General features: G+C 60.0%; 29 protein-coding genes. 19 read left to right on the forward strand and 10 right to left on the reverse strand.

Annotation, left to right across the window (positions count from 1 at the left end; translation table 11 throughout):
- Positions 1-508 precede the first annotated feature (508 nt).
- From NKJ23_RS15225 to NKJ23_RS15240, 4 genes are all read left to right on the forward strand, one after another.
- Positions 509-2,038: an ABC-F family ATP-binding cassette domain-containing protein gene (locus tag NKJ23_RS15225; RefSeq protein WP_352680814.1), complete on the forward strand. Its 1,530-nt coding sequence runs from the start codon at positions 509-511 to the stop codon at positions 2,036-2,038.
- 104 nt (positions 2,039-2,142) lie between these two features.
- Positions 2,143-2,316, forward strand: a complete 174-nt coding sequence (locus tag NKJ23_RS15230; protein ID WP_023719167.1) for a hypothetical protein — start codon at positions 2,143-2,145, stop codon at positions 2,314-2,316.
- 128 nt (positions 2,317-2,444) lie between these two features.
- Entirely contained in the window at positions 2,445-2,873 is a 429-nt protein-coding gene (locus tag NKJ23_RS15235) for a VOC family protein (RefSeq protein ID WP_352469762.1), read from the forward strand.
- A 77-nt stretch (positions 2,874-2,950) separates the two neighbouring features.
- Complete coding sequence (locus NKJ23_RS15240; protein WP_023678403.1) at positions 2,951-3,304, forward strand: DUF1428 domain-containing protein; 354 nt, start codon at positions 2,951-2,953, stop codon at positions 3,302-3,304.
- On the opposite strand, the gene NKJ23_RS15245 is transcribed toward NKJ23_RS15240, so the two are convergent.
- The 3 genes from NKJ23_RS15245 to NKJ23_RS15255 all read right to left on the reverse strand — a co-directional run bounded on the left by NKJ23_RS15245 (position 3,291) and on the right by NKJ23_RS15255 (position 5,590).
- Positions 3,291-4,946: a tetratricopeptide repeat-containing sulfotransferase family protein gene (locus tag NKJ23_RS15245; RefSeq protein WP_023678404.1), complete on the reverse strand. Its 1,656-nt coding sequence runs from the start codon at positions 4,944-4,946 to the stop codon at positions 3,291-3,293. The two genes, NKJ23_RS15240 and NKJ23_RS15245, sit on opposite strands and share 14 nt — an antisense overlap.
- A gap of 184 nt (positions 4,947-5,130) precedes the next feature.
- On the reverse strand, positions 5,131-5,397 hold the full coding sequence (locus tag NKJ23_RS15250) for a DUF1488 family protein (protein WP_023678405.1): 267 nt from the start codon (positions 5,395-5,397) through the stop codon (positions 5,131-5,133).
- A 10-nt stretch (positions 5,398-5,407) separates the two neighbouring features.
- On the reverse strand, positions 5,408-5,590 hold the full coding sequence (locus tag NKJ23_RS15255) for a hypothetical protein (RefSeq protein WP_023678406.1): 183 nt from the start codon (positions 5,588-5,590) through the stop codon (positions 5,408-5,410).
- 368 nt (positions 5,591-5,958) lie between these two features.
- Here NKJ23_RS15255 and NKJ23_RS15260 point away from each other — a divergent pair, with 368 nt between their 5' ends.
- The 6 genes from NKJ23_RS15260 (at position 5,959) to NKJ23_RS15285 (ending at position 10,022) form a co-directional block, all read left to right on the forward strand.
- Positions 5,959-6,225 (forward strand): hypothetical protein, encoded by a 267-nt coding sequence (locus NKJ23_RS15260; RefSeq protein WP_023678407.1) that lies wholly within the window; start codon positions 5,959-5,961, stop codon positions 6,223-6,225.
- Positions 6,222-6,467: a hypothetical protein gene (locus NKJ23_RS15265; RefSeq protein WP_023678408.1), complete on the forward strand. Its 246-nt coding sequence runs from the start codon at positions 6,222-6,224 to the stop codon at positions 6,465-6,467. The genes NKJ23_RS15260 and NKJ23_RS15265 overlap by 4 nt, the downstream gene beginning before the upstream one ends.
- 46 nt (positions 6,468-6,513) lie before the next feature.
- Positions 6,514-6,651, forward strand: coding sequence for a hypothetical protein (locus NKJ23_RS15270; RefSeq protein WP_352680816.1), 138 nt, complete (start codon positions 6,514-6,516; stop codon positions 6,649-6,651).
- A 35-nt stretch (positions 6,652-6,686) separates the two neighbouring features.
- A complete protein-coding gene (locus NKJ23_RS15275; protein ID WP_352680818.1) occupies positions 6,687-6,833 on the forward strand; it encodes a hypothetical protein in 147 nt (48 codons plus the stop codon).
- 146 nt (positions 6,834-6,979) lie between these two features.
- Positions 6,980-9,760: an HD domain-containing protein gene (locus NKJ23_RS15280; protein WP_352680820.1), complete on the forward strand. Its 2,781-nt coding sequence runs from the start codon at positions 6,980-6,982 to the stop codon at positions 9,758-9,760.
- A gap of 82 nt (positions 9,761-9,842) precedes the next feature.
- On the forward strand, positions 9,843-10,022 hold the full coding sequence (locus NKJ23_RS15285; protein WP_502902539.1) for an EAL domain-containing protein: 180 nt from the start codon (positions 9,843-9,845) through the stop codon (positions 10,020-10,022).
- 137 nt (positions 10,023-10,159) lie between these two features.
- Here NKJ23_RS15285 and NKJ23_RS15290 read toward each other — a convergent pair whose 3' ends face one another.
- Entirely contained in the window at positions 10,160-10,561 is a 402-nt protein-coding gene (locus NKJ23_RS15290) for a Kazal-type serine protease inhibitor family protein (protein ID WP_352680822.1), read from the reverse strand.
- Positions 10,562-11,051: 490 nt separating this feature from the next.
- Between NKJ23_RS15290 and NKJ23_RS15295 the strand changes: the two genes are divergently transcribed.
- The 3 genes from NKJ23_RS15295 (at position 11,052) to NKJ23_RS15305 (ending at position 12,307) form a co-directional block, all read left to right on the forward strand.
- A complete protein-coding gene (locus tag NKJ23_RS15295; protein ID WP_006202520.1) occupies positions 11,052-11,264 on the forward strand; it encodes a cold-shock protein in 213 nt (70 codons plus the stop codon).
- A gap of 227 nt (positions 11,265-11,491) precedes the next feature.
- Positions 11,492-11,704, forward strand: coding sequence for a cold-shock protein (locus tag NKJ23_RS15300; protein WP_006202521.1), 213 nt, complete (start codon positions 11,492-11,494; stop codon positions 11,702-11,704).
- 192 nt (positions 11,705-11,896) lie between these two features.
- The gene (locus NKJ23_RS15305) at positions 11,897-12,307 is read left to right on the forward strand and encodes a BA14K family protein (protein ID WP_023678410.1); all 411 of its coding nucleotides are present in this window, start codon (positions 11,897-11,899) and stop codon (positions 12,305-12,307) included.
- 69 nt (positions 12,308-12,376) lie between these two features.
- On the opposite strand, the gene NKJ23_RS15310 is transcribed toward NKJ23_RS15305, so the two are convergent.
- From NKJ23_RS15310 to NKJ23_RS15320, 3 genes are all read right to left on the reverse strand, one after another.
- Complete coding sequence (locus tag NKJ23_RS15310) at positions 12,377-13,018, reverse strand: MBL fold metallo-hydrolase (protein ID WP_352680824.1); 642 nt, start codon at positions 13,016-13,018, stop codon at positions 12,377-12,379.
- A 176-nt stretch (positions 13,019-13,194) separates the two neighbouring features.
- Positions 13,195-13,506, reverse strand: a complete 312-nt coding sequence (locus NKJ23_RS15315; RefSeq protein ID WP_352615707.1) for a hypothetical protein — start codon at positions 13,504-13,506, stop codon at positions 13,195-13,197.
- A gap of 145 nt (positions 13,507-13,651) precedes the next feature.
- Positions 13,652-14,545: a branched-chain amino acid aminotransferase gene (locus tag NKJ23_RS15320; RefSeq protein ID WP_352680826.1), complete on the reverse strand. Its 894-nt coding sequence runs from the start codon at positions 14,543-14,545 to the stop codon at positions 13,652-13,654.
- Positions 14,546-14,793: 248 nt separating this feature from the next.
- Here NKJ23_RS15320 and NKJ23_RS15325 point away from each other — a divergent pair, with 248 nt between their 5' ends.
- The 4 genes from NKJ23_RS15325 (at position 14,794) to NKJ23_RS15340 (ending at position 18,721) form a co-directional block, all read left to right on the forward strand.
- Positions 14,794-15,321 carry a MarR family winged helix-turn-helix transcriptional regulator gene (locus tag NKJ23_RS15325; protein WP_023678414.1) on the forward strand — a complete coding sequence of 176 codons (528 nt, stop codon included), beginning with the start codon at positions 14,794-14,796 and terminating at the stop codon, positions 15,319-15,321.
- The gene (locus NKJ23_RS15330; RefSeq protein ID WP_023678415.1) at positions 15,308-16,027 is read left to right on the forward strand and encodes a response regulator; all 720 of its coding nucleotides are present in this window, start codon (positions 15,308-15,310) and stop codon (positions 16,025-16,027) included. The genes NKJ23_RS15325 and NKJ23_RS15330 overlap by 14 nt, the downstream gene beginning before the upstream one ends.
- 50 nt (positions 16,028-16,077) lie before the next feature.
- Entirely contained in the window at positions 16,078-17,493 is a 1,416-nt protein-coding gene (locus NKJ23_RS15335; protein WP_023678416.1) for an ATP-binding protein, read from the forward strand.
- A gap of 205 nt (positions 17,494-17,698) precedes the next feature.
- Complete coding sequence (locus NKJ23_RS15340; protein WP_352680828.1) at positions 17,699-18,721, forward strand: glycosyltransferase family 4 protein; 1,023 nt, start codon at positions 17,699-17,701, stop codon at positions 18,719-18,721.
- Between the two features lie 12 nt (positions 18,722-18,733).
- Here the strand turns inward: NKJ23_RS15340 and NKJ23_RS15345 are convergent, their stop codons facing one another.
- The 3 genes from NKJ23_RS15345 to NKJ23_RS15355 all read right to left on the reverse strand — a co-directional run bounded on the left by NKJ23_RS15345 (position 18,734) and on the right by NKJ23_RS15355 (position 20,234).
- Complete coding sequence (locus NKJ23_RS15345; protein ID WP_023678419.1) at positions 18,734-19,093, reverse strand: tRNA-binding protein; 360 nt, start codon at positions 19,091-19,093, stop codon at positions 18,734-18,736.
- Between the two features lie 6 nt (positions 19,094-19,099).
- Complete coding sequence (locus NKJ23_RS15350; RefSeq protein ID WP_023678420.1) at positions 19,100-19,600, reverse strand: type III secretion system chaperone family protein; 501 nt, start codon at positions 19,598-19,600, stop codon at positions 19,100-19,102.
- 331 nt (positions 19,601-19,931) lie between these two features.
- Complete coding sequence (locus NKJ23_RS15355) at positions 19,932-20,234, reverse strand: accessory factor UbiK family protein (protein ID WP_352681125.1); 303 nt, start codon at positions 20,232-20,234, stop codon at positions 19,932-19,934.
- Positions 20,235-20,365: 131 nt separating this feature from the next.
- Here NKJ23_RS15355 and lgt point away from each other — a divergent pair, with 131 nt between their 5' ends.
- Positions 20,366-21,217, forward strand: coding sequence for a prolipoprotein diacylglyceryl transferase (lgt, locus tag NKJ23_RS15360; RefSeq protein WP_352680831.1), 852 nt, complete (start codon positions 20,366-20,368; stop codon positions 21,215-21,217).
- The gene (locus NKJ23_RS15365) at positions 21,214-22,302 is read left to right on the forward strand and encodes a class I SAM-dependent methyltransferase (RefSeq protein WP_352680832.1); all 1,089 of its coding nucleotides are present in this window, start codon (positions 21,214-21,216) and stop codon (positions 22,300-22,302) included. Before lgt ends, NKJ23_RS15365 begins: the two co-directional genes overlap by 4 nt.
- Positions 22,303-22,309: the final 7 nt, after the last annotated feature.

The following is a 22,309-nucleotide window of genomic DNA, read 5'->3' on the forward strand; positions in this document are numbered from 1 at the left end:
ACCCAGAACACGATCCGCCATCCCGAATCTCCCTGCTTCGACCATCATCACAGAATCACCAATCGGCTTCTATGCAAAGGTCTCCTTGTGGGAGAAGGTGGATCGGCGCGCAGCGCCGAGACGGTTGAGGGGTGCTGGACGGATCGCCGTCGGTGCCAAGCTGGAGCACCCCTCATCCGACCGCTTCGCGGCCACCTTCTCCCACAAGTGGAGAAGGGGGAGCCTAGCCACTTGCCATCGGCCCTACCCTTGGTGTAGCCAGTTTCTACAACTCGAACGTCTTGAAAGGAGGGCTGCGTGTTATTTTCTCACCACCGTCAGCGCGGCCCTGTCCCTGCCCTGCGAGCTTGCTTGCAGGGCTGACCAGAGACGGTCCGGGTTTTTCTTCCCGCTTCGATTTTTTTGGTCCGCCCTTCGTGGTGCTGCAACGCTGAGCCTGATGGCCAGCCTGCGCACCGTCAAAGTGCATTGAACCGGAATTCACTCCGGACAGACCAGAGAAATCGACATGGCCCTGATCAGCCTCAAGTCTCTCGGCGTCACCATGAGTGCGCCGCTCTTGTCCAACCTCGACCTCACCATCGGCACCGGCGACCGGCTCGGCATCGTCGCCGCCAATGGTCGGGGCAAATCCACTTTGCTGAAGTGCCTGACCGGCGAGATCGAAGCCACCACAGGCGACATCACCCGCACGCGCGGCCTGCGCGTCGGTTATGTCGAGCAGGTCGTCCCCGCAGCCTTGGCCGGACGTAGCTTTCATGAGGTGGTGGCCGACGCCTTGCCGGCCGAGCAGGCCGAAAGCGAGCAATGGCGCGTTGACGTGGTTCTCGACTCGCTCGACGTGCCGCAGCCGATGCGAGCGCGGCCGATGCGGGCCTTGAGCGGCGGCTGGCAAAGGCTGGCGCTGATCGCCCGCGTCTGGGTCACCGACCCGGACGTCCTGCTTCTCGACGAGCCGACCAATCACCTCGATCTCGGCAAGATCAGCCAGATCGAGACCTGGCTGAACGCGCTGCCACGTGAGGTGCCGCTGGTGATTGCCAGCCACGACCGCGCTTTTCTCGATGCTACGACCAACCGGACGCTGTTCCTGCGCCCCGAACAGTCGCCGGTATTCTCGCTGCCCTATTCACGAGCCAGGGACGCATTGAGCGAAGTCGATGCCTCGACCGAGCGCAAATTCCAGCGCGACATGAAAGTGGCGCAGCAGCTGCGCCGGCAGGCCGCCAAGCTCAACAATATCGGCATCAATTCCGGCAGCGACCTTTTGACGGTCAAGACCAAGCAGCTCAACCAGCGGGCAGAGCGTCTGGAAGAAGCGGCAGCGCCGGCACACCGCGAAAGATCGGCGGGCGCGATCAAGCTCGCCAATCGCGGCAGCCATGCCAAGGTGCTGATCACGCTCGACGATTTGGTGGTCGGAACACCTGACGGCACGGCTCTGTTCAGCACCGGCAAGCGCCACATCTGCCAAGGCGACCGCATCGTCCTGCTCGGCCGTAACGGCGTCGGCAAGTCACGGCTGATCGGCCTGATCCGGAACGCCATCGTCGAGCCGGAAACGGCGGCGCGAAGCCTGAAGGTGACGCCGTCGACGGTGCTCGGCTATAGCGACCAGGCATTGTCGGGCATCGGCGGCGACGACACGCCGCTGGCGATGCTCTCGCGCAGATTCGATGTCGGCGAGCAGCGCGCCCGCTCGCTGCTGGCGGGCGCCGGCGTCAGCATCGACATGCAGGAGCGCAGGATCGGCGTGCTGTCGGGCGGACAGAAGGCACGGCTGATGATGCTGGCGCTGAGGCTCGCCAATCCCAATTTCTATTTACTCGACGAGCCGACCAATCATCTCGATATCGATGGTCAGGAAGCACTGGAAGCGGAATTGCTGGAACATCAGGCGAGCTGCCTGCTTGCCTCGCACGACCGCTCCTTCATCCGCGCGGTTGGCAACCGCTTCTGGCTGATCGAGAAACGGCGATTGACCGAGATCGACAGCCCGGAGGAGTTCTTCCGGGAGGTTGCCGAAGCCGGCGGCTGAAGGCTTGCGGAAAAAAATTCCGGCGCTCTGTCGGATGATGATCGCATGCCACGTCCTTGGGTTGCCGACACGGTGATGCCGGCGCCAATCGAGGAGAAAGCATCATGTCTATTCTGTCATCCATAGGTCACGCCGTGACGCGTTACTCGGCGGCTCGCGCCCGCTATCGCAGCGAACGCGCCATCCTTTCATTGCCGATCGAGCTGCGCAAAGATATTGGCTGGCCGGAAATCGTCGTCGACGCGCAAAACAGCCCGCGGATTCGCATCGAAGGTTGAAAGGTGGCAGTTGGCCGTCGCGGCAGGCGCCATTTCGAATCCAAAAAACCATCGGCCGTGTAGGATCGTCGCCGTTCCGTTCGTCCTGTGGTTCGCAAAGGCAAACCAGACGCAAAGAGGAGCATGACATGAATGACCAGCCGCAGACCCAGCCCGCCGCCAAAGTGCTTGGCGGATTGACGCCCTACCTTCAGCTGGACGGCGCTTTCAAAGCCGCAGAATTTTACCAAAAGGCCTTCGGTGCCGAGCAGGTCTTTGCCTATCCGCCGGACGAACAGGGCCGTACCATGCATATCCATCTCCACATCAACGGTTCGACCCTGATGCTATCCGACTTCTATCCCGAGCATGGAATGGCCGCTGTGAAGCCGCAGGGCTACACCATGCAGCTCCATCTCGGCAGCGACGACATCGACGCCTGGTGGCAGCGGGCCATCGAGGCGGGCTGCGAGGAAGTCGTGCCGTTGCAGGTGATGTTCTGGGGCGACCGCTGGGGCAATATGCGTGATCCGTTCGGCGTCGAATGGGCAATGAACGCACCGGTGAAAGCAGCTTAGCATTCCACACAGGCTGTGTCTGAAATCACCTCTCCCGCTCCAGAGGGAGAGGAAAGCGATCGCATGGAGGAAATCAGATGTCCTATGTCGACGGTTTCGTACTTGCCGTACCGAAGGCAAAGCTCGATGCTTACAAGAAGCTGGCGGAAACGGGCGGCGCCGTCTGGAAGGAGCACGGTGCTCTTGCCTACGTCGAATGCGTCGGCGACGACGTTCCTTATGGCGAGCTCACCTCGTTCCCGCGCGCCGTACAGGCCAAGGACGACGAGGTCGTCATCTTCTCATGGGTGGTCTACGAATCGCGCCAGAGCCGCGACGCGGTGATGGCCAAGGTGATGGCCGACCCGCGCCTCAAGTCGGACTGGGAGACCATGCCGTTCGACGGCAAGCGCATGATCTTTGGCGGTTTTCAGCCCTTCATCGAGCTGTAGGCGCCCCTCGATCAAGTTTGTCGTGCAGCGGCTTCAGCCGGTCGCCATAGCGCTTCCACAGGTCGACCGAGCCCTGATACATCGGCTGGCGCACTTGCGCCGCCGACGCCGTTCGCACCGGCCGGTCGGTCTGGTGGAACGACAGCACGGCGTCGTCCCACGGCAGGCCGAGATGGGCGATCAGCGCCCGCGACTGGCCTTCCTGGTCGGCGACGAAATCCTCGTAGCGAACGTCGTGCACGACATCAGGCAGCACGGCGTGCCAGTGCGCCATGATGTCGGTGTACAGATTGTGGAAATCGGCGAGCTCGTCGAGATCGTAGCCGTAGCGATGGCTGTCGCCTCGGAAGTGCACCTTGTAGATCGACAGGCAGGTCGCCGCCGCATCGCGCGCGCAATGGATGATCTTGGCCTTCGGCAGCATCAAATGGATGAAGCCCACCAAGAGGAAATTGCCGGGCATCTTGTCGGTGACGTGCCGAGAACCCGGATAGCGGGCGTGCAGCATGTCGAGATAGGCCTGGCCGGCCTCGGCATAGGCCTTGTCGGGCATGTCGGCGATGCCCCAGGGAAAGCCGCCCTTCATGCTGAGCGGAAACTGCTTGCCGACCGCCGTCTTCAATATGCTGAGCTCGCCGGCGCCATAGACCTGCGGATGGCTGGCGATGATCTGCTCGACCAGCGTGGTGCCGGAACGCGGCATGCCGACGACGAAGATCGGCGTGTCGTCGGCTATCCCGCTCGGCCTGTGCCTTTCAAAAAAGGCCTTGTCGAACACCGCCTTCATCGCCTCGAACTCGCCGCGCGTCTTGCCGGCGTCGTAGTCGATGCCCTGGCGGCGGATCGCGTTGCCTTCGGCGAAATAGTCGAAGGCGCGGCCATAATCCCTGAGGTCGTCATTGGCCTTGCCGAGGCCGAAGGAAAGCTGCATGCGCGCCAGGCTGCCTTGCGGCGCCTTGGCGTGCTCCGCCTCCATGCGGGCAAGCTCGGCGTCGCGCTCCTTCTGGCGCTTGACCTGGGTAAGCATCAGCCAGGTCCTCGCCATGCCGGGGTCCACAGCCAGCGCCTGCCTGAAAAGATCCGCAGCCTCGTCGAGATTGCCCTTTTCCATCAGCCCGACACCCAGGCCGTGCAAAAGATCGGCATCCTTCGGCCGGATCGTCAGCGCCTCGCGAAAGACAGCCAGTGCCTCATCCAGCCGGCCCGCTTCCTGCAGCGTTTCGGCAAGCCCGACGCGGGCGCGGACATGGAACGGGTTACGGCCGATCGTGCCGCGATAAATATCCTCGGCGCCTTCGAATTGGCCGAGCTGCTTCAGCGACGAGCCGAGATTGTCACGCGCCGCCAGCTGGTCCGGCCGAATCGCCACCACCTTGCGGAAGAGATCGGCGGCGGCCGCGACCCGGCCGAGGTCGCGCAGCACGGTGCCGAGATTGTTGAGGAAATCCGGATTGTTCGGTTGCAGACGCACCGATTGTTCGATCAGCGCCAGCCCCTCGGCGCTGCGCCCGGTCTGGTGCAGCAGAAGCCCGAGGAAATGCGCAGCAGCCGGGTGGTTGGCCTTTTGCGCCAGCACCTGTCGGTAAAGCGCCTCGGCTTCCTGCCGGCGCCCGGCCTGGTGCAGCTGCAGCGCCTGCTGCACGTGCTGGTCGAGCCCCAGCGGCGGCTGTCCGCCTGAGCCGTAACGTGCGCCTGCCGGTTGTCTCGGATCTCTGTTGATGGGAAACCTGCCGTGTTGTCCGCCTGCCGCGATCTAGGCCATCGCTGCGGCGCGTGCAAGAGCAGACGGCGGTCGCTAGGAAGCAAAACTTCGAACCCGGGGGAGCCTACCGAAAGTCGGCCGGCGTCAGCACATACATGTTCCTGCGGCCGTGCGAGTAGGCTTGGCGCGCAATCTCGTGGATCGACGAACGCTTGGCGTCGAAGGCGCTGAGAAATTCGGCCTCGGCTCCGCTTGCTGCCGGGTTTGCCGCCGAAAGTGCCGCGACCTCGACAAAGAACGGGACTTCGAGCATGCCGTCATGGCCGACGAAACGAATGCGCTTGGCCGCCGCGTCATAGGAGCGGCTGGGATTGGGAAAATTGAGCGTCATGGCTTGCGCGTCAAATCAGGCGGTTGCTTTCGGCAAGCTGGCGCGCCCGCCGCGCCGTGCCGTCGGTGTCGGCAATCCTTCGCCTTGCCGCCTCGTCGCTTCTTATCGTGAGACGCGGCGACAAGACCTTTATCGGCTTTGCGACAGGACTGACTGCAACTGTCGGGACATCCGGTGTTCTTGCGGAGTTCATGACTCTCTTCCTTCCATTGCTAGATAAATACAAATGCCGGAGGAATTTTTTCGGAAGTTCTTCAAACAATTTTTGAGGTGCACCGGGACCGTATCATCGTTCTGCGGATAACTATAGAAAAGTAATTTTGACGTTGGTAGGGGTAAGAGGCCGAAAACTTCTTGAATAAGCCGTATTTTCAGACTATTGGTATGAAACCGTTTTGGGCCATGCTTGGCCCCGCGGTGTCAGGGATTCTCGGCCCGCCAAACTTATCCAAATCGCCGACACCTGGTACCGCAATGCAGGCTCCGCTTCCGGGGCAGGCCGGAAAGAAACTTCAAGGCACGAGAACTTCAAGGCACAAGCGAGAACTTCGAGGCACAAGAATGTCTGCTCGCACCACCCATTCCATAGCGCATTTCGCGGCACCTTTCGTGCTTGGCGGGCTGGATGGCGTGCAGCCGGCCGGCGACTATGACATCGACCACGACGAAGAACTGATCGACGGCATGTCCTGGCCTGCCTGGCGCCGCGTCGCCACTTTCATCCATCTGCCGGCAAGGACAGTGAAAAGCGCGACCAGCCAGCTTGTCGCCATTGACCATGCCGAGCTCGACGCAGCGCTTCGGCACGACCAGGAGAATGTCACATGATCCGCTTCCAGCAGAATGCGCGGCGCACGGACACGCCGGCGCATATCTTCACCGTCGGCCAGACCGTCCGCATGAAGAGCCGCACCGGCCTTGCCCAAAAGACCGCGGAGCTGTTCCAGATCAAGAGCCGGCTGCCGGTCAAGGACGGCTCGCCGCAATATCGCATCCGCAGCGATCAGGAGACCTATGAGCGGGTCACCACGGAAGACAATCTCGAACCGGTCGACAACCCGGCCAACTGACCGATAGCACTATCCACATTTACCACCCACGCACGACGGATCAGAAATGGCCAAGGGTCAACAGCGCAGCAACCGCGAGACACGCAAGCCCAAGAAGGACAAGGTGGCTGCAAAGCCGGCCTCGCCCTTCGGCTCCGCGGTCAAGCAGGCGGACACCGGTATGAAACCCAAGTCCAAGGGCTAGAGGTTGGATCGCACGACAATCTGCTGGAGTCGTGCTTGAACTTTGTCATCGAGTTCTACCGCTCGCGCGATGCCGACGAAGCGACGCTCGATCGAGTGTCGCTGGAGGCGCCCAACCTGCGCGCCGGGCAAGCCCATATTAGGCTACAAGTAGAGCTGCGGCTGTCTTTTGCCTTTCTTTAGTCGGGCCAAAGGGCTGGGCTGCGTGATTGCCGCGAGATGATCTCACAGCCATGTCGCAAATCGCTAACGCCTGCCTCGAGATTGTTGAAGAGCGCAATATGGTGTTAGGTCACCGTAGAGATTGATTCCCATGGAAGAAAAATGCCATGAACATAAGCGTCGCCACATTGGAAGGCATGCTTCCAAATGAATTAATGAATCTCGTAAAAAACGACTCCAGCTACATCACTCATTCAATAAACTCAGCAAACCGTTTCACCGATTGGTTTCGTCAATCTGGCATACCTTTCTTCAAAGGCTACACTGACCATTCTGAAAAACATTCCCTTGAAGTTTTTGGTGCGGCAATTGATTTTGTTGGCCCATTAGCATACAAGATAATATCCGTGGAAGATATCTCTGTACTTATGACATCGTGCTATTGCCATGACTGCGGCATGCATATAACCGAGTCTCAGTTCCTCACACTGATAGACCCTGGCCATACCCAAAGGTACAATGAAATTGATTCAACAAATTGGCCGGACCAATGGCGCGATTTCTTCCAAGAGGCAAAGAGATTTAACCAAGATACCCTATTAGGAATATTCGGAGACACAGAATATATACCAGATATGCCTAAGACGGTTATTGATTTCACTGACAGGCATAGACTATTGGTTGGCGAATTCCTTCGAAGGAACCATCCTCGATTGGCGCACGATATAGCTGTGGGCCTGGACAAAAAACTCGGGCTCCCGACGCTCCTTGAAGGCTTTAACGAGAGAATTAGGGATCTGATTGGCTTCATAGCCAGAAGCCATGGCGAAAGCCTTCGATCTAATTTCGACTATATCGAAAAAGAATACAACCTTCGCGATTTCAATAGAATACATATTATATTTCTGATGGGACTTTTGAGGCTTGCTGACTACGCTCAGATACAAGCAACCAGAGCTCCACAACTTAAGGCAAAAATCCATACTATAGGCAGTCCGATATCACAACGCGAATGGCGAGTGCATCAAAGCATTATCAATATCACCCGTACTCACGACGACCCAGAGGCCATATTGGTTGAAGGCAGGCCCTCCCGGGTCACGGACTACCTCCGAGTGAAAGAATGGCTGGTCGATCTACAAGGCGAAATGGATCGAACATGGGCCGTTTTCGGAGAAGTGTATGGAAGGCAGACGACCTCCGGGCTATCCGAGCTTCAGCTATCGATCAGGCGTGTCAGAAGCAACATCCTAGAGAAATTCTCATCCGAATTATTCGTCCCCGAGCGGATCGCATTCAAGGTATCCGAACCGGAAATGCTATCTCTTTTACTCGCCCCGCTTTATGGGGATCACCCCGGTTATGGCATTCGCGAGCTCGTTCAAAACGCAAGGGATGCGGTTTTGGAAGCGAAGGCCGTGGAGGCACCACACTTAAAAAGCGCGCCAGGCAGAGTGGATATATTTATTGAGAAAGACGGCGATCTTGCGAAAGTACGCATCACAGACAACGGAATAGGCATGAGCCTTGACGTCATTACAAATTATTTCCTCAATGCCGGGGCCTCGTACCGCTCATCCTATGCTTGGCAGAATGTGCATCTTGATGATAGCGGGCGGTCTCTAGTAGCCCGAAGTGGTAGATTCGGGGTCGGCGCGCTCGCAGCGTTTTTGATCGGACCTCAGATATCGGTTCAGACAAAACACTGGGCATCCTCGACGGACGAAGGCCTCTCATTTTCGTGTAAACTACACGATAAAGAGATACAGGTAGAAAAAATTAGGTGTAATTTCGGAACAGAGGTAGAGATAGAAGCAAACGTAGATGTATTTGATAAAATCGTCAAGCTTCTTGAAGACATAAAAGGGTACTATCAGTTCGGCGAAAATGTTATAGTTGACTTCCATGTATTGGAAATAGACGAAGACGACGTCGTTATAAGCGGTAACAGGCGGGAGACTGCAGCAACAATTGGCACATTCAATACAAGAAAGTTCATCTCAGTCTCCTGGGGGCGGGCAAAATCATTAGTAGATGCAGTTAATTTTGTGAATGGGATTGCAATTAGCCCGATCTCGGATCGTCATCAAGCAGGCGGCCTGGATAGTCTATACGAGTCTCAGCCTTTGTTCAATCAGTTATCGTTTGATCATATATATTACAATAACGAGGCAAATATGGCTAGATCATTTAGATACTGGCTTAGCATCGAAGATAGGGACGCTTTTTCTCCTTTAAACCTGTCGAGGACAAAGTTCAACGCGGTAGACGAGGAGATAACTTCTCATATAAATGGCCGTCTGTTTTCATATTTCAGCGAATATGTTGACAAAAATCAAAAACAGATTTCGAAAATGATGGAGCTAAAGATGGATGAAGGACCGCTGCTTTACATCAGTCGCGGCTGCTTCATATATCGAGGAAATAGATTCCTACCCTTTGACGTTGACTTGGCAAAGAGGGCAGGCATACGGCGCTTTTTTGACGTCGGAGCCATGTACAATTCGGGAGAGAATTTAAACGAGAAATTTCCGAATGAATGTTTCACCATCCGGCAACGTCCAGACAAATCGCCAACAGCTTTATCCTGGACTTTAAGACAAAGGACAGGGCTGCTGAAAGGTGGCTATACCTACATGGCAATGTTGGTAGAAAAAAATGTTGCAGATGGCCTGAGAAACCACTCAACCGCCACTCGTTGGATGAATAATCTGATGGATAGATCCGAAATATTAGATCGCAACGGGACCGCAACTAGGTTAGTAGAGTTCGGAACGCGTCAGGATGAGGATTACAATCTTTATCGGAAACTTCTTGAACTTTCTAAATCCGAGACGATCGAAATGGCTTGCTCGTCGAACTCTGACTATTATTCAAATCAGTTTCGTAGACAACGATCTGCAGGTGTTTTTGTAGATGCATGGGAAGCTGAACAAGGTTTGTTCTAGTTATACGAACCTCCGAGTGCAACCATCCGGGCCGCGATAGAGCACGAGCTCAAGGGGCCCAGCACGGCCCACCATCAGCGGCGTGACAGTCGATAGCAGGCTTGCCCATGCGGCTGCAGTCGACGACTTCGGCACAGGTTATTCCAGCCTGTCCCATCTCGAGGGGCTGTCGCTCGATGCGCTGAAGATCGATAAGTCGTTCATCGACACCGATCGCCAAGGATTCCGCCGCCAGTTCCGTCACGCTGCATATTATCAATAAAATTAAAACGCTGAAGCTGAAGATCATTGCAGAGGCGGTGGAGAGCCAGACACAGGCGGACTATCTGACTTCATCGCGCCGCATGGCGATGCTGCCCGCGTAAGGCAGAACATGGAGCACGATCTCCCCGCAGCTCCTCAGCAGGGCCCGTCATCGACGACGCGATAATCCGCCGCGCGGGCTTCGCATTCGTTGGGGAATGTGCGCAGTTCGCCATGGCGACGGGCACAGACTGGGCGGTATTCGCGGGTGCAGAATGTCTGCTCCTCACCGCCACCACCACCGCCGCGGCACTCGCCCTCGCGAATGATGCGGTATCCGGCCCGTTCGGCAAGGCAGGCATTGGCGAAGGTCTGGCGGTCGCCGCCGCGCCGGGCACAGACCGGGTCATATTGCCTAGTGCAGAATTGCGGCCCCGGCCGTGGCGGGCGCGGCCCCGGCCCCTCATCATCCACTACGACGGTGCAGGCTGCGAGAATTACCGACAGGAACAGGATGGAAAAACCCTGCCGCGGAAAGATTGCCGCAAGAAACCGCATGAATGTTCCCTCCCTCGAAACTCCTGCCTGCACAAATGGTGCCTGGGTCAGGCCGATCCTCGTCATTCCGCTGCCAGATGCAACCCCTGTTTGCAACTGGCGAGCCAGGGCGGTATGGCGGCGCAAGCCAAGACAGCACCTGCCCCGCTTGCTGGACCATGCCTGGGTGAAGTCTGGCCGATGACCGCGCAGAGAACCGGGACTATCGGTGCGATGCGTCGGGATGCGCCTGTTGGGGCCGCCCGCGGCTGTGTCTTGCAAGCATCACGTTTCCGTGCGATAAATTTTGTGTTCGGGCATTTGCGACCCGGAGAGCGGAACGTTTTGGACGACCTTTCCCCGATACTGTGAATCTCTGACAGCCCCGTTTTCGGCGGGGGGTTTTACCATGCGCCAATGCATGACTGCCGAAGCAACCACCGGGACTTGCCCACGGCGCCAGGCGGCGGGCGGAACCACCAAGACTGACACGGGTGAAGGAGTTTCCCCAATGGCCCAGACCGGCACCGTTAAATTCTTCAACGCTACCAAAGGCTTCGGCTTCATCACGCCCGATGGCGGCGCCAAGGATGTGTTCGTCCACATCTCGGCGATCGAGGCTTCCGGGCTGCGCACGCTCGTCGACGGTCAGAAGGTCACCTTCGATGTCGAGCCCGACCGTATGGGCAAGGGTCCGAAAGCGGTCAATCTCCGCGCTGCCTGAAACCACAGCGTGCCGCGCGTCCTTTCGGGGTGAGGATGCTGCAAGGCTTTTGGAGTGAACTTGAATTCTGTAAAGGCGCGGCGGTTTTCGTCGCGCCTTTTGTGTTCCGGGATGCTTGCCCGCACCCGCAAAACTTTCTCTTGCCGATGGCACTAAAATAAAGGACAAATTTCCGTCCGGGCATTTGCCGGCCCGAGACTGGACTTGTGGGATCAAAGGAGCTTCCCATGCCGCAGACCGGCACCGTCAAATTCTTCAATCACGCCAAGGGCTTCGGCTTCATCACGCCGGACGACGGGGCAAAGGATGTCTTCGTCCATATTTCGGCCGTGCAGGCGTCGGGTCTTCCCGGTCTTGAGGATGGGCAGAAAGTGACATTCGACACCGAGCCGGACAAGCGCGGCAAGGGTCCGAAAGCCGTCAACCTGTCGATCGGCTGAACCACCCCCGGACAGAATGGACGTGGGCCGGTCTGGCCTGCGGTGTTTGCCGCACGCTTGAACCGCCCAGTTAGATGAACCGCCTGGTCAAATTTCGTTCAGCCCCCGTTCAGCCACGGTCGCATATTAATCTTCGTTAAAGCCGGACCGCATCCCCCGAAAACGACCCGGGCCGGCACGAAGGAGACCGACATGAACCGAATTTTCAAGACTGCCATCCTGTCCGCCGCGGTCGTTGCGACCACGCTTGCGACCTTGCCCGCGGCCAATGCCGACGAATGGCGCCATCACCGCCGTCACCACGGCCACGGCGACGCCGTTGCGGCCGGCGTGCTCGGCCTTGCGGCCGGTGCCCTGATCGGCGGTGCGCTCGCCAGCCCGCAGCCCCGCTATTACGACCCGGCCTATGATGATGAATACTACAGGCCTGCCCCGGTGCGCCGTTATTACGTGCAGCCGCGAGTGGCCTACGCCGAAAGCTATGCGGAGCCGTGGACCCGCGGCTGGTACGAATACTGCTCGGACCGCTACCGGAGCTTCAACGCCCGTACCGGCACGTTCACCGGCTATGATGGCGAACAGCATTTCTGCACCGCCAATTAGCGGAGGCAGTTTCCCGTCGGAAAAAAGCGCGGTCGCACAGGCCGCGCTTTTTGTTTCCGGCAAGCGGTTTCAGACCAGAAAAGGATTGCTTCGCCGCTCCTCACCAAAACGGCCGCCGGGACCATGGCCGCAGATAAAGCCGATGTCGTCGCCCAACGGCAAAAGCTTCTCCTTGATCGAGGCGATCAGCGCGGCGTGGTTGCCGCCCGGCAGATCGGTGCGGCCGACCGAACCGCGGAACAGCACGTCGCCGACATGGGCGAACTTCGCAACCCGGCTATAGTAGACGACGTGGCCGGGTGCATGGCCCGGACAATGGAGCACCTCGAACTCGTGTGAGCCGAACGAAACGGTCTCGCCTTCGGCAAGGAACCGGTCGGGGACACAGTTGCGCACGGGATCGGTGATGCCGTAGCGCTTTGCCTGGTTCTCGAGATTGGCGAGCAGCGGCCGGTCGGCGGCATGCGGACCGATGATCTCGATACCGAGCGCCTCCTTCAGTTCCATGGCCCCGCCGGCATGGTCGATATGGCCATGTGTAATCCAGATCGCGCCGGCAGTGATCGCATTGTCCTCGAGCGCCGCCAGCACCTTGTCGATGTCACCGCCCGGATCGACGACAACGCCTTGTCTGTCGTCCATGTCGAAGAGGATGGTGCAGTTCTGCTGGAACGGCGTGACCGGCACGATGCCGGCGTTGAGCTGACCCATATTCGTCCTTTCACGCTGTCGGAGTGCTGCGCGTCCCCTCGAACGCGTCAGGAGAGCTCCAACCTTGAACCAGGCCCTGATGTAGAGACACACGCGAACGGCGTCCACCGCTCCCACAAACGGCAAACGAAATGGGCGGCCGAAGCCGCCCATTTGAAAACCTGAAATGTCGAAGCTTATTTCTTCATCGCGTTCATGACCGCACCGATGATGCCGGTCAAGATGGCGCCGCCACCGGCACCGCCAACGATATTTGAAATGTTCAACGCGCTGCCGGCCCCTGCCGCCGTGGCGGCTGCTGCCGGATCGACCGCGCCACCCAGCAGACTGTTGAGGATGGCCGCACCGCCGACGCCGCCGACAGCGCCACCCAGGATTTTGGTAAGCTGCCCCATCGCCGCCGTCTTGATAGCCGCGCCAACCGCCTGACCACCGATGATACCCGTAATCACCTGAATAATGATCGGAAGAAGCGTGTTCATATCCATATTTCCAGTCCCTCCATAGCTGCCAGCCTCCCGGGCCGACCCCATCATGAGACGCCGAATTGTGTGAAAGTCAAATGCAGAAGCGCTTAAATAAAAGGGGCGGCCCGAAAACCGCCCTTACTAGTTAAAAAAGCTGTGACTTTCGTTATTCTGCAGCGATTGCGTGCTTGGGCTGAACGGCCGCAGAATAGTCATTCATCAGCGTCTTGGCGATTTCGCCGACCTCGAATCGGTATGGACCGATCTCCGAAACCGGTGTCACCTCGGCTGCCGTCCCGGTGAGGAAGCACTGCTGGAAGCCTTCAAGCTCCTCCGGCATGATGGCGCGCTCGATCACCTCCAAACCGCGGTCCTTGGCAAGGTCGATGACCGTGCGGCGGGTGATGCCGTCGAGGAAGCAATCAGGCTTGGGCGTATGGATCTTGCCGTCCTTGACGAAGAAGATGTTGGCGCCTGTCGCTTCCGCCACCTGGCCACGCCAGTCGAGCATCATGGCGTCGGCATAGCCCTTGGCCTCGGCGGCATGCTTGGACATGGTGCAGATCATATAGAGGCCGGCCGCCTTCGATTTCGACGGTGCGGTGCGCGGGTCGGGGCGGTGCCATTCGGCCATGTCGAGCCGGATGCCCTTGAGCTTCTGCGCCGGGTCGAAATAGCTTGGCCACTGCCAGATGGCGATGGCGCAGTTGATCCGGCTGTTCTGTGCGGAAACGCCCATCTGTTCGCTGCCGCGCCACGCGATCGGCCGGACATAGGCGTCCTGGAAACCTTGCTTCTTCAACAGCGTGCGGCAGGCGTCGTCGATCTCGGCGACCGAGTAGGGTATCTTGAAGCCAAGCAGGCGCGCCGATTCATGCAGGCGTTCGGTGTGGTCGGTCAGCTTGAAAATTTCGCCGCCATAAGCGCGCTCGCCCTCGAATACCGCGCTGGCGTAGTGCAGCCCGTGGGTCAAGACGTGGATCTTGGCGTCGGCCCATTTGACGAATTCGCCGTTCATCCAGATAAAGCCGTCCAGTTGGTCGAAGGGAACGGATGCCATGGTAACCTCCCGCGGGCGGCAGCCCGCACATCATTGTGTCGTTGCGTGTTTCGCCTCGGCCGCTGCGGGCGGCCATTGTCTCAAAGCTAGGCGGATATTTAAGGTCTGGCAAACTCAGGAAGTTCCGGAAAAAACGGCTTCGCTTGCCTTTTCGTTCGCAATCCGCCGAAAAGCTTGCCAAAAATTACCATCGCGCGGAAAATACGTCAATAGTGCTGACATAATTTCCTGCTTCACACGGAGAAAAGATGACGAGCCACGCAGCCGCAGAACCGATCAGGACGGCCATCACCGACGAGGACGGCATCGATTTCGCCATCATCGAGTTGTTTTTCTTCGCCTATCGCGACTTTACCTCCGATCCGGACCAGATCCTGGCCGAATACGGTTTTGGCCGTGCCCATCACCGGGTTCTGCATTTCGTCAATCGCCGGCCCGGTCTGACGGTCGCCGAGCTCCTCGACGTGCTCAAGATCACCAAGCAGAGCCTGGCGCGCGTGCTCAAGCAACTGATCGACACCGACCATATCGTGCAATTGCAGGGCCCTCGCGACCGCCGCCAGCGCGAACTCTACCCGACGGCCAAGGGCCGTGCCCTGGCGCTGGCGCTGGCGCGGCCACAGTCGCGCCGCATCCATGCTGCATTGGAAGATTCCGGAGCCACCGAACGCGCCGTTATCGAACGGTTCCTTGAAGCGATGGTCAATCCGGAACTAAGGGCGCAGATCGACATTGTGCCCGCAAAGATGTCAGGGAAAAACCATGGAGACCATTGAGAGGGTTGATCATCCGACAGCACCGGAAGACGACGCGCCGCATCTGCTGGTGGTCGACGACGACACCCGTATCCGCAATCTTCTGAAACAGTATCTGACCGAAAACGGCTTTCGCGTCACCGTCGCCGGAAATTCCGGCGAGGCGCGCCGCAAGCTCGCCGGCCTCGACTTCGATCTGATCGTGCTCGACGTCATGATGCCGGGTGAAAGTGGCGTCGACCTCACCAAGGCGCTGCGGGCGGAGAAAAACGTGCCGATCCTGATGCTCACCGCACTGTCCGAAACCGACAGCCGGATCACCGGGCTCGAGGCCGGCGCCGACGACTATCTGCCTAAACCGTTCGACCCGCGCGAGCTGATCCTGCGTATCAACAATATCCTGCGCCGCGGCGGCCCCGCGACAACGCCTAAGGTCGAACAGCTGGTCTTTGGCCCCTATACGTTCCAGATCGCCAGGCGTGAGCTGAAGCGCGGCGGCGAGGCGCTCAAGCTGACCGACCGCGAGCAGGAAATCCTGGCGATCTTCGCTGCGCGTGCCGGCGAAACGATACCGCGGCATGAGCTTGTCGGCGATGAATCCGAGGTCGGCGAGCGCACGATCGACGTCCAGATCAATCGGCTCCGCCGCAAGATCGAACGCGATCCGTCCAATCCGGTCTGGCTGCAGACAGTGCGCGGTATTGGGTATCGGCTCAGCGTGGAATAGAATGTCGCCGACAGCGGTCCTTTGCCGGGCCGCCGGTGAGCGAAAGACGAATGGCGACCACGCAACTCGAACGGCCGGGAGATGGCGGCTTGAGCGCTCGTGCGACGCGGGCGCTCAAGGCCGTGCCGCGCGCCTGGAACCGTTTCTGGCGCCTGGTGTCGCTTTACATGCCGAAGCGGCTCTATGCCCGCTCGCTGATCATCGTCATCGCGCCGATGATCATGCTGCAGTCGGTCGTCGCCTTTGTCTTCATGGAGCGCCACTGGCAGACCGTGACGCAGCGCCTGTCGCAGGCCACGGTGCGCGACATCGCCGCCATCATCGACCTGATAGAGACCTATCCTCACGACGCCGACTACGCCAACGTCATCCGCATCGCCCAGGATCGCATGCAGCTGAAAGTCGACCTCCTACCGCCCGACCCGCTGCCGCCTCCCGGGCCAAAGCCGTTCTTCTCGATCCTCGACGAGATCCTTTCGTCCGAGATCACCCGCCAGATCAACCGTCCGTTCTGGATCGATACGGTCGGCAATTCCAATATCGTCGAGGTCCGCGTCCAGCTCGAGAACAAGGTGCTGCGCGTCTTCGTGCGCCGCAGCCAGGCCTATGCATCGAACACCCATATTTTCCTGATCTGGATGGTCGGCACCTCGCTGGTGCTGCTGATGATCGCCATTCCCTTCCTGCGCAACCAGATCCGGCCGATTCTGACGCTGGCCGAGGCGGCCGAGAGCTTCGGCAAGGGCCGGCCGATGCCGCGCGATTTTCGCCCGCGCGGAGCCGAGGAAGTCCGCCGCGCCGGCTTTGCCTTCATACAGATGCGCGAACGCATCGAACGCCAGCTCGAGCAGCGTACCGCCATGCTGAGCGGCGTCAGCCACGATCTGAGGACCATCCTCACCCGCTTCAAACTGCAATTGGCGCTTGCCGGGACCAAGGCGGCCGATACCCAGGCACTCGACCAGGACATCGACGACATGCAGTCGATGCTGGAAGGCTACCTTGCCTTTGCACGCGGCGAAGCTTCGGAAGACGCCGGCCAGTTCGATCTCGAAGCCTTCTTCGACAAGCTTCGCGAGGAGGCCGCGCTGCGCAAGCGCAAGCTATCGACCGTGCTTGTCGGCGATCCGCATGTGCATGTGCGCCCCAATGCCTTTGCCCGGCTGCTGTCCAACGTCGTCGGCAATGCATTCCGCTATGCCAAGACGGTGGAGATCAATGCCAATCATGGTCGCGGTTCGCTGCTCGTCACCATCGACGATGACGGCCCGGGCATTCCGCCCGAAAAGCGGGAGGATGTATTCAAGCCGTTCGTGCGGCTGGACGAGGCCCGCAACCTCGACGCCAGCGGCACCGGCCTTGGCCTCTCCATCGCACGTGACATTGCCCGCAGCCATGGCGGCGACATCGTCCTCGAACGCAGCCCGCTCGGCGGCCTTCGGGCGGTGATCAAGGTCCCCGCTTGACAGCAGCGACACCCGGCCTTCATCGGCCCGTCATGAAACCATGGTGAAGAGCGCCAATGAAGCGCGCAATCCTGATTGATTCGGCCCTGCGGCCTCATTTCGACCCCGCACCTGCCCGGGTGCGCTGGTGCGACGCCAGAGCTGCGGCGTGGTCGCCGCTCAGGCGTCGCGGCGAGGCAATGAAGCTTGCCGCCAAGGGACCGCCATGCGCATCCTGATGGTCACCGACGCCTGGCGCCCGCAAGTCAACGGCGTCGTCCACACGCTGGAGCGCCTCTCGGAGACCCTGAAATCCTTCGATATCGAGACGGACTTCCTGACGCCGAATATCTTTCGCACCCTGCCTCTGCCGACCTATCCCGATATCAGGCTGGCGCTGACGACGCCGCACCGCGTGGCGCAGCTGATCGAGGCACGCAAGGTGGACCACATCCATATCGTCACCGAAGGACCGCTCGGCATTATGGCCCGGCGCTACTGCCGCAACGCCGGCCGCCCGTTCACGACCAGCTATCACACACGTTTTCCGGAATATCTGAGCGCGCGCCTGCCGGTGCCTGAAGCATGGGCCTATCGCTGGCTGCGTGATTTCCACAATTCAGGACAGGGCACGCTGGTTGCCACCCAGTCGCTTGCCGACGATCTTGCGGCGCGCGGCTTCACCAAGCTCCGGCCGTGGACGCGCGGCGTCGACACCGATCATTTTCGGCCGGACAAAAGAAAGGACCTGGGATTTCCCGGACCGATCTTCCTCTGCGTCGGCCGCGTCGCGATCGAAAAGAACCTGCCGGCCTTCCTCGACCTCGACCTGCCCGGCAGCAAGTTGGTCGTAGGCGAAGGGCCGGAATTGGCGAAGCTGAAGGTCAGATATCCCGATGCCCATTTCCTCGGCCATCGTCCGAACGACGAACTAGCCGAGATCTACGCCTCGGCCGATGTTTTCGTCTTCCCCAGCCGTACCGACACGTTCGGCAACGTCATCATCGAGGCGCTGGCCAGCGGCACGCCGGTCGCAGCCTATCCCGTCACCGGACCGATCGACATCGTCGGCGACGGCATCGGCGGCGCGGTATCGGACGACCTGCGGCAAGCAGCGCTCGCCGCCCTTCACATCGACCGCGCCGAGGCGCGGCAACGCGCGATGCGCTACAGCTGGAAGGCCTGCGCGGAAATGTTCATGGAAACGGTCGAAGAGGCGCTGGGTACCAGGCGTAAACTGGCTGCGTGAGCAACAGCGCAGCTAGAACAATCTGCCTCCGTCCGGCACCTTGCGCTCGATCGCGCCAAGCACCACCGCGCCCTCTTCATCGGGAAAGCCGAGCGTCAGCACTTCCGACATGAATGGCCCGATCTGACGCGGCGGGAAATTGACCACAGCGAACACCTGCCGGCCGATCAGGGTTTCGGGCGTATAATATTTCGTGATCTGGGCCGAGGATTTCTTCACCCCGATCACGGGACCGAAATCGATTTTCAATTTGATCGCCGGCTTGCGCGCCTCGGGAAAAGGCTCGGCCTCGACGATCGTGCCGGCGCGGATGTCGATGCGGTCGAAATCGGCAAAGCTGATCTCGGGTTTTCGCGCGTTGCTCGAAACCATCGACGGTCAGGCGTTTCCGTAGGTTTCGAACAGCACGCCGGCCAACGCATCCTTGGCCGAAGTTCCTGACCAGACGACGAACTGGAACGCCTGGAAATAGCATTCGCAGGCCTCCAGCGCCGACGACAGCAGCACCTCGACCTGCTGGCTCGACGGCTCGACCCCACCGGCCAGCAGCAGCGACTGGCGGAACATGATGGCGCCTTCCTGCTCCCAGAGGTCGAAATGGCCAAATAGCATCTGCTCGTTGATCAGCGAAAGCAGCCGCATCACCTCGAGCGCACGCGCCTCCGGGACCTTGATGTCGAAGGCGCAGGCCAGGTGCAGCGCCTCATAGTCCTCCATCCAGGAGAATGAAACGTGGTAGTCGGTCCAGCTTCCGGCAACAGAGATCGAGATCTCGTCGTCGCCGGCCCGCTCGAAGGACCAATCGTTGTTGTGCGCCACCTGCTCGATAACATCCACCGGATGGATTTCGCGGGAGAATTCGAGTTCGAGAAGTTCCATGAAATGCTTCCTGTCGTTCTGGGAGCGCCACCACACGCTCCGCGGGAGAGGCACACTCGAACAATTCTGCCTAGAACTCGGACGGCCAGGACTTCGTCAACGCAAAGACCCCGGACCGGACCCCACCGCCCGGCGCATGACCCTGCTCCGAATCATGCAACAAATTCAGTCTATTGATCGGGAGTCGCGTGACCAGCCAAATTTTTCGCACTGCGTCATTCGCATGTGGAAAGGCGCTGTCACAAAGATTCACGCAGTACCGGTAAGCGATTCACGACAAAGCGCTTTTTGCGATCCGGCTTTGTGGAAAAGTTTAACGATTTATTTCTTGTTATTTTTTTGCACGCGGCTTTGCCGCAGCCGCAGGCGCTGGTTGACCGGTCAATTCGGCAAGCCTGGCCTCGAGCGCCTCGATGCGAGCGGCGAGGCGGGTGTTTTCTTCCCTGGCCTTCGCCGCCATGTCGCGAGCGGCCTCGAATTCCTCGCGCTGCACCACGTCCATGGAGTTGAGTATGCGCTCGGCCTGGCCCCTGAAGGCGGTCTCCACCTCGCGCCGCACGCCTTGCGCGGCACCGGCTGCATCGGTCATCAGCTTGGCGAATTCATCGAGAATGCGGTTCGGTCCGGTCGCCATGGCAAATCCTCGCTTGGTCGAATTGACGTAGTGGCGCACGATTCGGAATGCAAGCATATGCTTGCCTTGACCCCGCCAAAAGCCTGCCGCATGGTCCGCGCCCGAACCTGATTGGGAACCCGGAGACCCTGTTGAGCGAATATTTGCTGCCGCTGGCCGCCCTGCCCTTTCCCAACATCGACCCGGTCATCGTCCGGATCGGACCGCTGGCGGTGCATTGGTACGGCGTCGGCTACATCGTCGGCATTCTGTTCGCCTGGTGGTATGCCAAGCGCCTCGTCACCAACCCAAAACTGTGGCCCGACGGCACCCTGCCGATGAAGCCCGTCGACCTCGATGACTTCATCGTCTGGGCAGCCATCGGTGTGGTGCTCGGCGGACGCACCGGCTACGTGCTGTTCTACGACCTGCCGCGCTACATTGCCAATCCGTTCGATATCGTCGCCGTCTGGCAGGGCGGGATGTCGTTTCATGGCGGCCTGATCGGCGTCATTCTCGCAATGACGCTGTTTTCCCGGTCTCGTGGCATCCGCACATGGTCGCTGTTCGACGTGGTTGCCGCCGGCGTGCCGGTGGGGCTTGGCCTCGTTCGCCTGGCAAACTTCATCAATTCCGAACTATGGGGCCGGCCGACCGACGTTCCATGGGCATTCGAATTCCCCAATGGCGGCCCATTTGCACGCCATCCGAGCCAGATCTACGAGGCGCTCCTCGAAGGGCTGGTGTTGTTCCTTGTCCTGCGCTTCCTCACCCATTCGCGGCTCAAGCTGAAGACGCCGCGCTTCGTCGGCGGCGCCTTCATCGCCGGCTATGGCGCCTCGCGCATCTTCGTCGAATTCTTTCGCGAGCCCGACCAGCAGCTTGGCTACCTCCTTGGCACGAGCTGGCTGTCCATGGGAATGGTGCTGTCACTGCCGATGGTGCTGGCCGGCATCTGGGCGATGGCTACAGCCAAGCCGGTGACAAAACCGCAGCCGGCATGACGCGGCTGAAGACCCGCATCGCCGAGCTGATCGGTGCCGTGGGACCGATCCCCATCAGCGAATACATGGCGCTCTGCCTGTTCGATCCGCAAGACGGCTATTATACGACACGTGAGCCGTTCGGCGCCGCCGGCGACTTCGTCACCGCGCCGGAGGTCAGCCAGATGTTTGGCGAGCTGGTCGCCATCTGGCTCTATCAGGCGTGGCTGGCGATCGACCGGCCGACGCCGGTCGCCATCGCCGAAATAGGCCCCGGCCGCGGCACGCTGATGAGAGATATGCTGCGCACGCTTTCGCGGCTCGATCCGACGCTTACCGCCAGCGCATCGTTCGCCTTGATCGAGACCAGTCTGCGGTTGACCGAGGTCCAGAAACGAACGCTTGCCGGGACGTCGGCCACCATCGCCTGGCATGAGGCCGTCGACACACTACCGCAGGGGCCGCTTCTGATTGTTGGTAACGAGCTGTTTGACGCGGTGCCCATCCGCCAGTTCGTCCGCGCTGGGGCCGGCTGGCGCGAGCGGATGATCGGTCTCGACGATGCGAACCGGCTGCGCTTTTTCGTCGGCGCCGGCTCGCTTGACCCGATGCTGCTGCCGGAGGGTGCCGAGAATGCGCCGCAAGGTGCCATCGTCGAGATGGCGCCAGCCCGCGCCGCCCTGATGGCGGCCATCGCCGGGCGACTTGCCGGATTTGGCGGCGCCGGCCTGTTTCTCGACTACGGTCACCTCCAGCCCGGGATCGGCGACACCTTGCAGGCCTTGCGCAAGCACGGTCATGAGGACGTGCTGGCCAATCCGGGGCAGGCCGATCTCACAGCCCATGTCGATTTCGCTGCCCTCGCGGCAACCGTTCGGGCACACAGCCTCGATGCCCACCTCTCAACGCAAGGTGAATTCCTGCTCAAGATGGGGCTTCTCGAACGAGCTGGCCGGCTCGGCGCCAATGCCGATGAGGCAGCTCGCGAAAAGATCGCGGCCGACGTCGAGCGCCTCGCCGGCCCGCTGGCCATGGGCGAACTCTTCAAGGTGCTTGCCGTCCTCCCTGCCGGCATTGCCGTTCCGCCGTTTCCAAGCACGGATTGACTTTTCG

The sequence above is a fragment of the Mesorhizobium sp. M0184 genome, assembly GCF_040322215.1.
Lineage (GTDB): Bacteria > Pseudomonadota > Alphaproteobacteria > Rhizobiales > Rhizobiaceae > Mesorhizobium.

Coding starts and splice junctions, on each gene's coding strand:
- NKJ23_RS15225 (WP_352680814.1), top strand. CDS start 509: ATGGCCCTGATCAGCCTCAAGTCTCTCGGCGTCACCATGAGTGCGCCG.
- NKJ23_RS15230 (WP_023719167.1), top strand. CDS start 2,143: ATGTCTATTCTGTCATCCATAGGTCACGCCGTGACGCGTTACTCGGCG.
- NKJ23_RS15235 (WP_352469762.1), top strand. CDS start 2,445: ATGAATGACCAGCCGCAGACCCAGCCCGCCGCCAAAGTGCTTGGCGGA.
- NKJ23_RS15240 (WP_023678403.1), top strand. CDS start 2,951: ATGTCCTATGTCGACGGTTTCGTACTTGCCGTACCGAAGGCAAAGCTC.
- NKJ23_RS15250 (WP_023678405.1), bottom strand. CDS start 5,397: ATGACGCTCAATTTTCCCAATCCCAGCCGCTCCTATGACGCGGCGGCC.
- NKJ23_RS15255 (WP_023678406.1), bottom strand. CDS start 5,590: ATGAACTCCGCAAGAACACCGGATGTCCCGACAGTTGCAGTCAGTCCT.
- NKJ23_RS15260 (WP_023678407.1), top strand. CDS start 5,959: ATGTCTGCTCGCACCACCCATTCCATAGCGCATTTCGCGGCACCTTTC.
- NKJ23_RS15265 (WP_023678408.1), top strand. CDS start 6,222: ATGATCCGCTTCCAGCAGAATGCGCGGCGCACGGACACGCCGGCGCAT.
- NKJ23_RS15270 (WP_352680816.1), top strand. CDS start 6,514: ATGGCCAAGGGTCAACAGCGCAGCAACCGCGAGACACGCAAGCCCAAG.
- NKJ23_RS15280 (WP_352680820.1), top strand. CDS start 6,980: ATGAACATAAGCGTCGCCACATTGGAAGGCATGCTTCCAAATGAATTA.
- NKJ23_RS15290 (WP_352680822.1), bottom strand. CDS start 10,561: ATGCGGTTTCTTGCGGCAATCTTTCCGCGGCAGGGTTTTTCCATCCTG.
- NKJ23_RS15295 (WP_006202520.1), top strand. CDS start 11,052: ATGGCCCAGACCGGCACCGTTAAATTCTTCAACGCTACCAAAGGCTTC.
- NKJ23_RS15300 (WP_006202521.1), top strand. CDS start 11,492: ATGCCGCAGACCGGCACCGTCAAATTCTTCAATCACGCCAAGGGCTTC.
- NKJ23_RS15305 (WP_023678410.1), top strand. CDS start 11,897: ATGAACCGAATTTTCAAGACTGCCATCCTGTCCGCCGCGGTCGTTGCG.
- NKJ23_RS15310 (WP_352680824.1), bottom strand. CDS start 13,018: ATGGGTCAGCTCAACGCCGGCATCGTGCCGGTCACGCCGTTCCAGCAG.
- NKJ23_RS15315 (WP_352615707.1), bottom strand. CDS start 13,506: ATGGATATGAACACGCTTCTTCCGATCATTATTCAGGTGATTACGGGT.
- NKJ23_RS15320 (WP_352680826.1), bottom strand. CDS start 14,545: ATGGCATCCGTTCCCTTCGACCAACTGGACGGCTTTATCTGGATGAAC.
- NKJ23_RS15325 (WP_023678414.1), top strand. CDS start 14,794: ATGACGAGCCACGCAGCCGCAGAACCGATCAGGACGGCCATCACCGAC.
- NKJ23_RS15330 (WP_023678415.1), top strand. CDS start 15,308: ATGGAGACCATTGAGAGGGTTGATCATCCGACAGCACCGGAAGACGAC.
- NKJ23_RS15335 (WP_023678416.1), top strand. CDS start 16,078: ATGGCGACCACGCAACTCGAACGGCCGGGAGATGGCGGCTTGAGCGCT.
- NKJ23_RS15340 (WP_352680828.1), top strand. CDS start 17,699: ATGCGCATCCTGATGGTCACCGACGCCTGGCGCCCGCAAGTCAACGGC.
- NKJ23_RS15345 (WP_023678419.1), bottom strand. CDS start 19,093: ATGGTTTCGAGCAACGCGCGAAAACCCGAGATCAGCTTTGCCGATTTC.
- NKJ23_RS15350 (WP_023678420.1), bottom strand. CDS start 19,600: ATGGAACTTCTCGAACTCGAATTCTCCCGCGAAATCCATCCGGTGGAT.
- NKJ23_RS15355 (WP_352681125.1), bottom strand. CDS start 20,234: ATGGCGACCGGACCGAACCGCATTCTCGATGAATTCGCCAAGCTGATG.
- NKJ23_RS15365 (WP_352680832.1), top strand. CDS start 21,214: ATGACGCGGCTGAAGACCCGCATCGCCGAGCTGATCGGTGCCGTGGGA.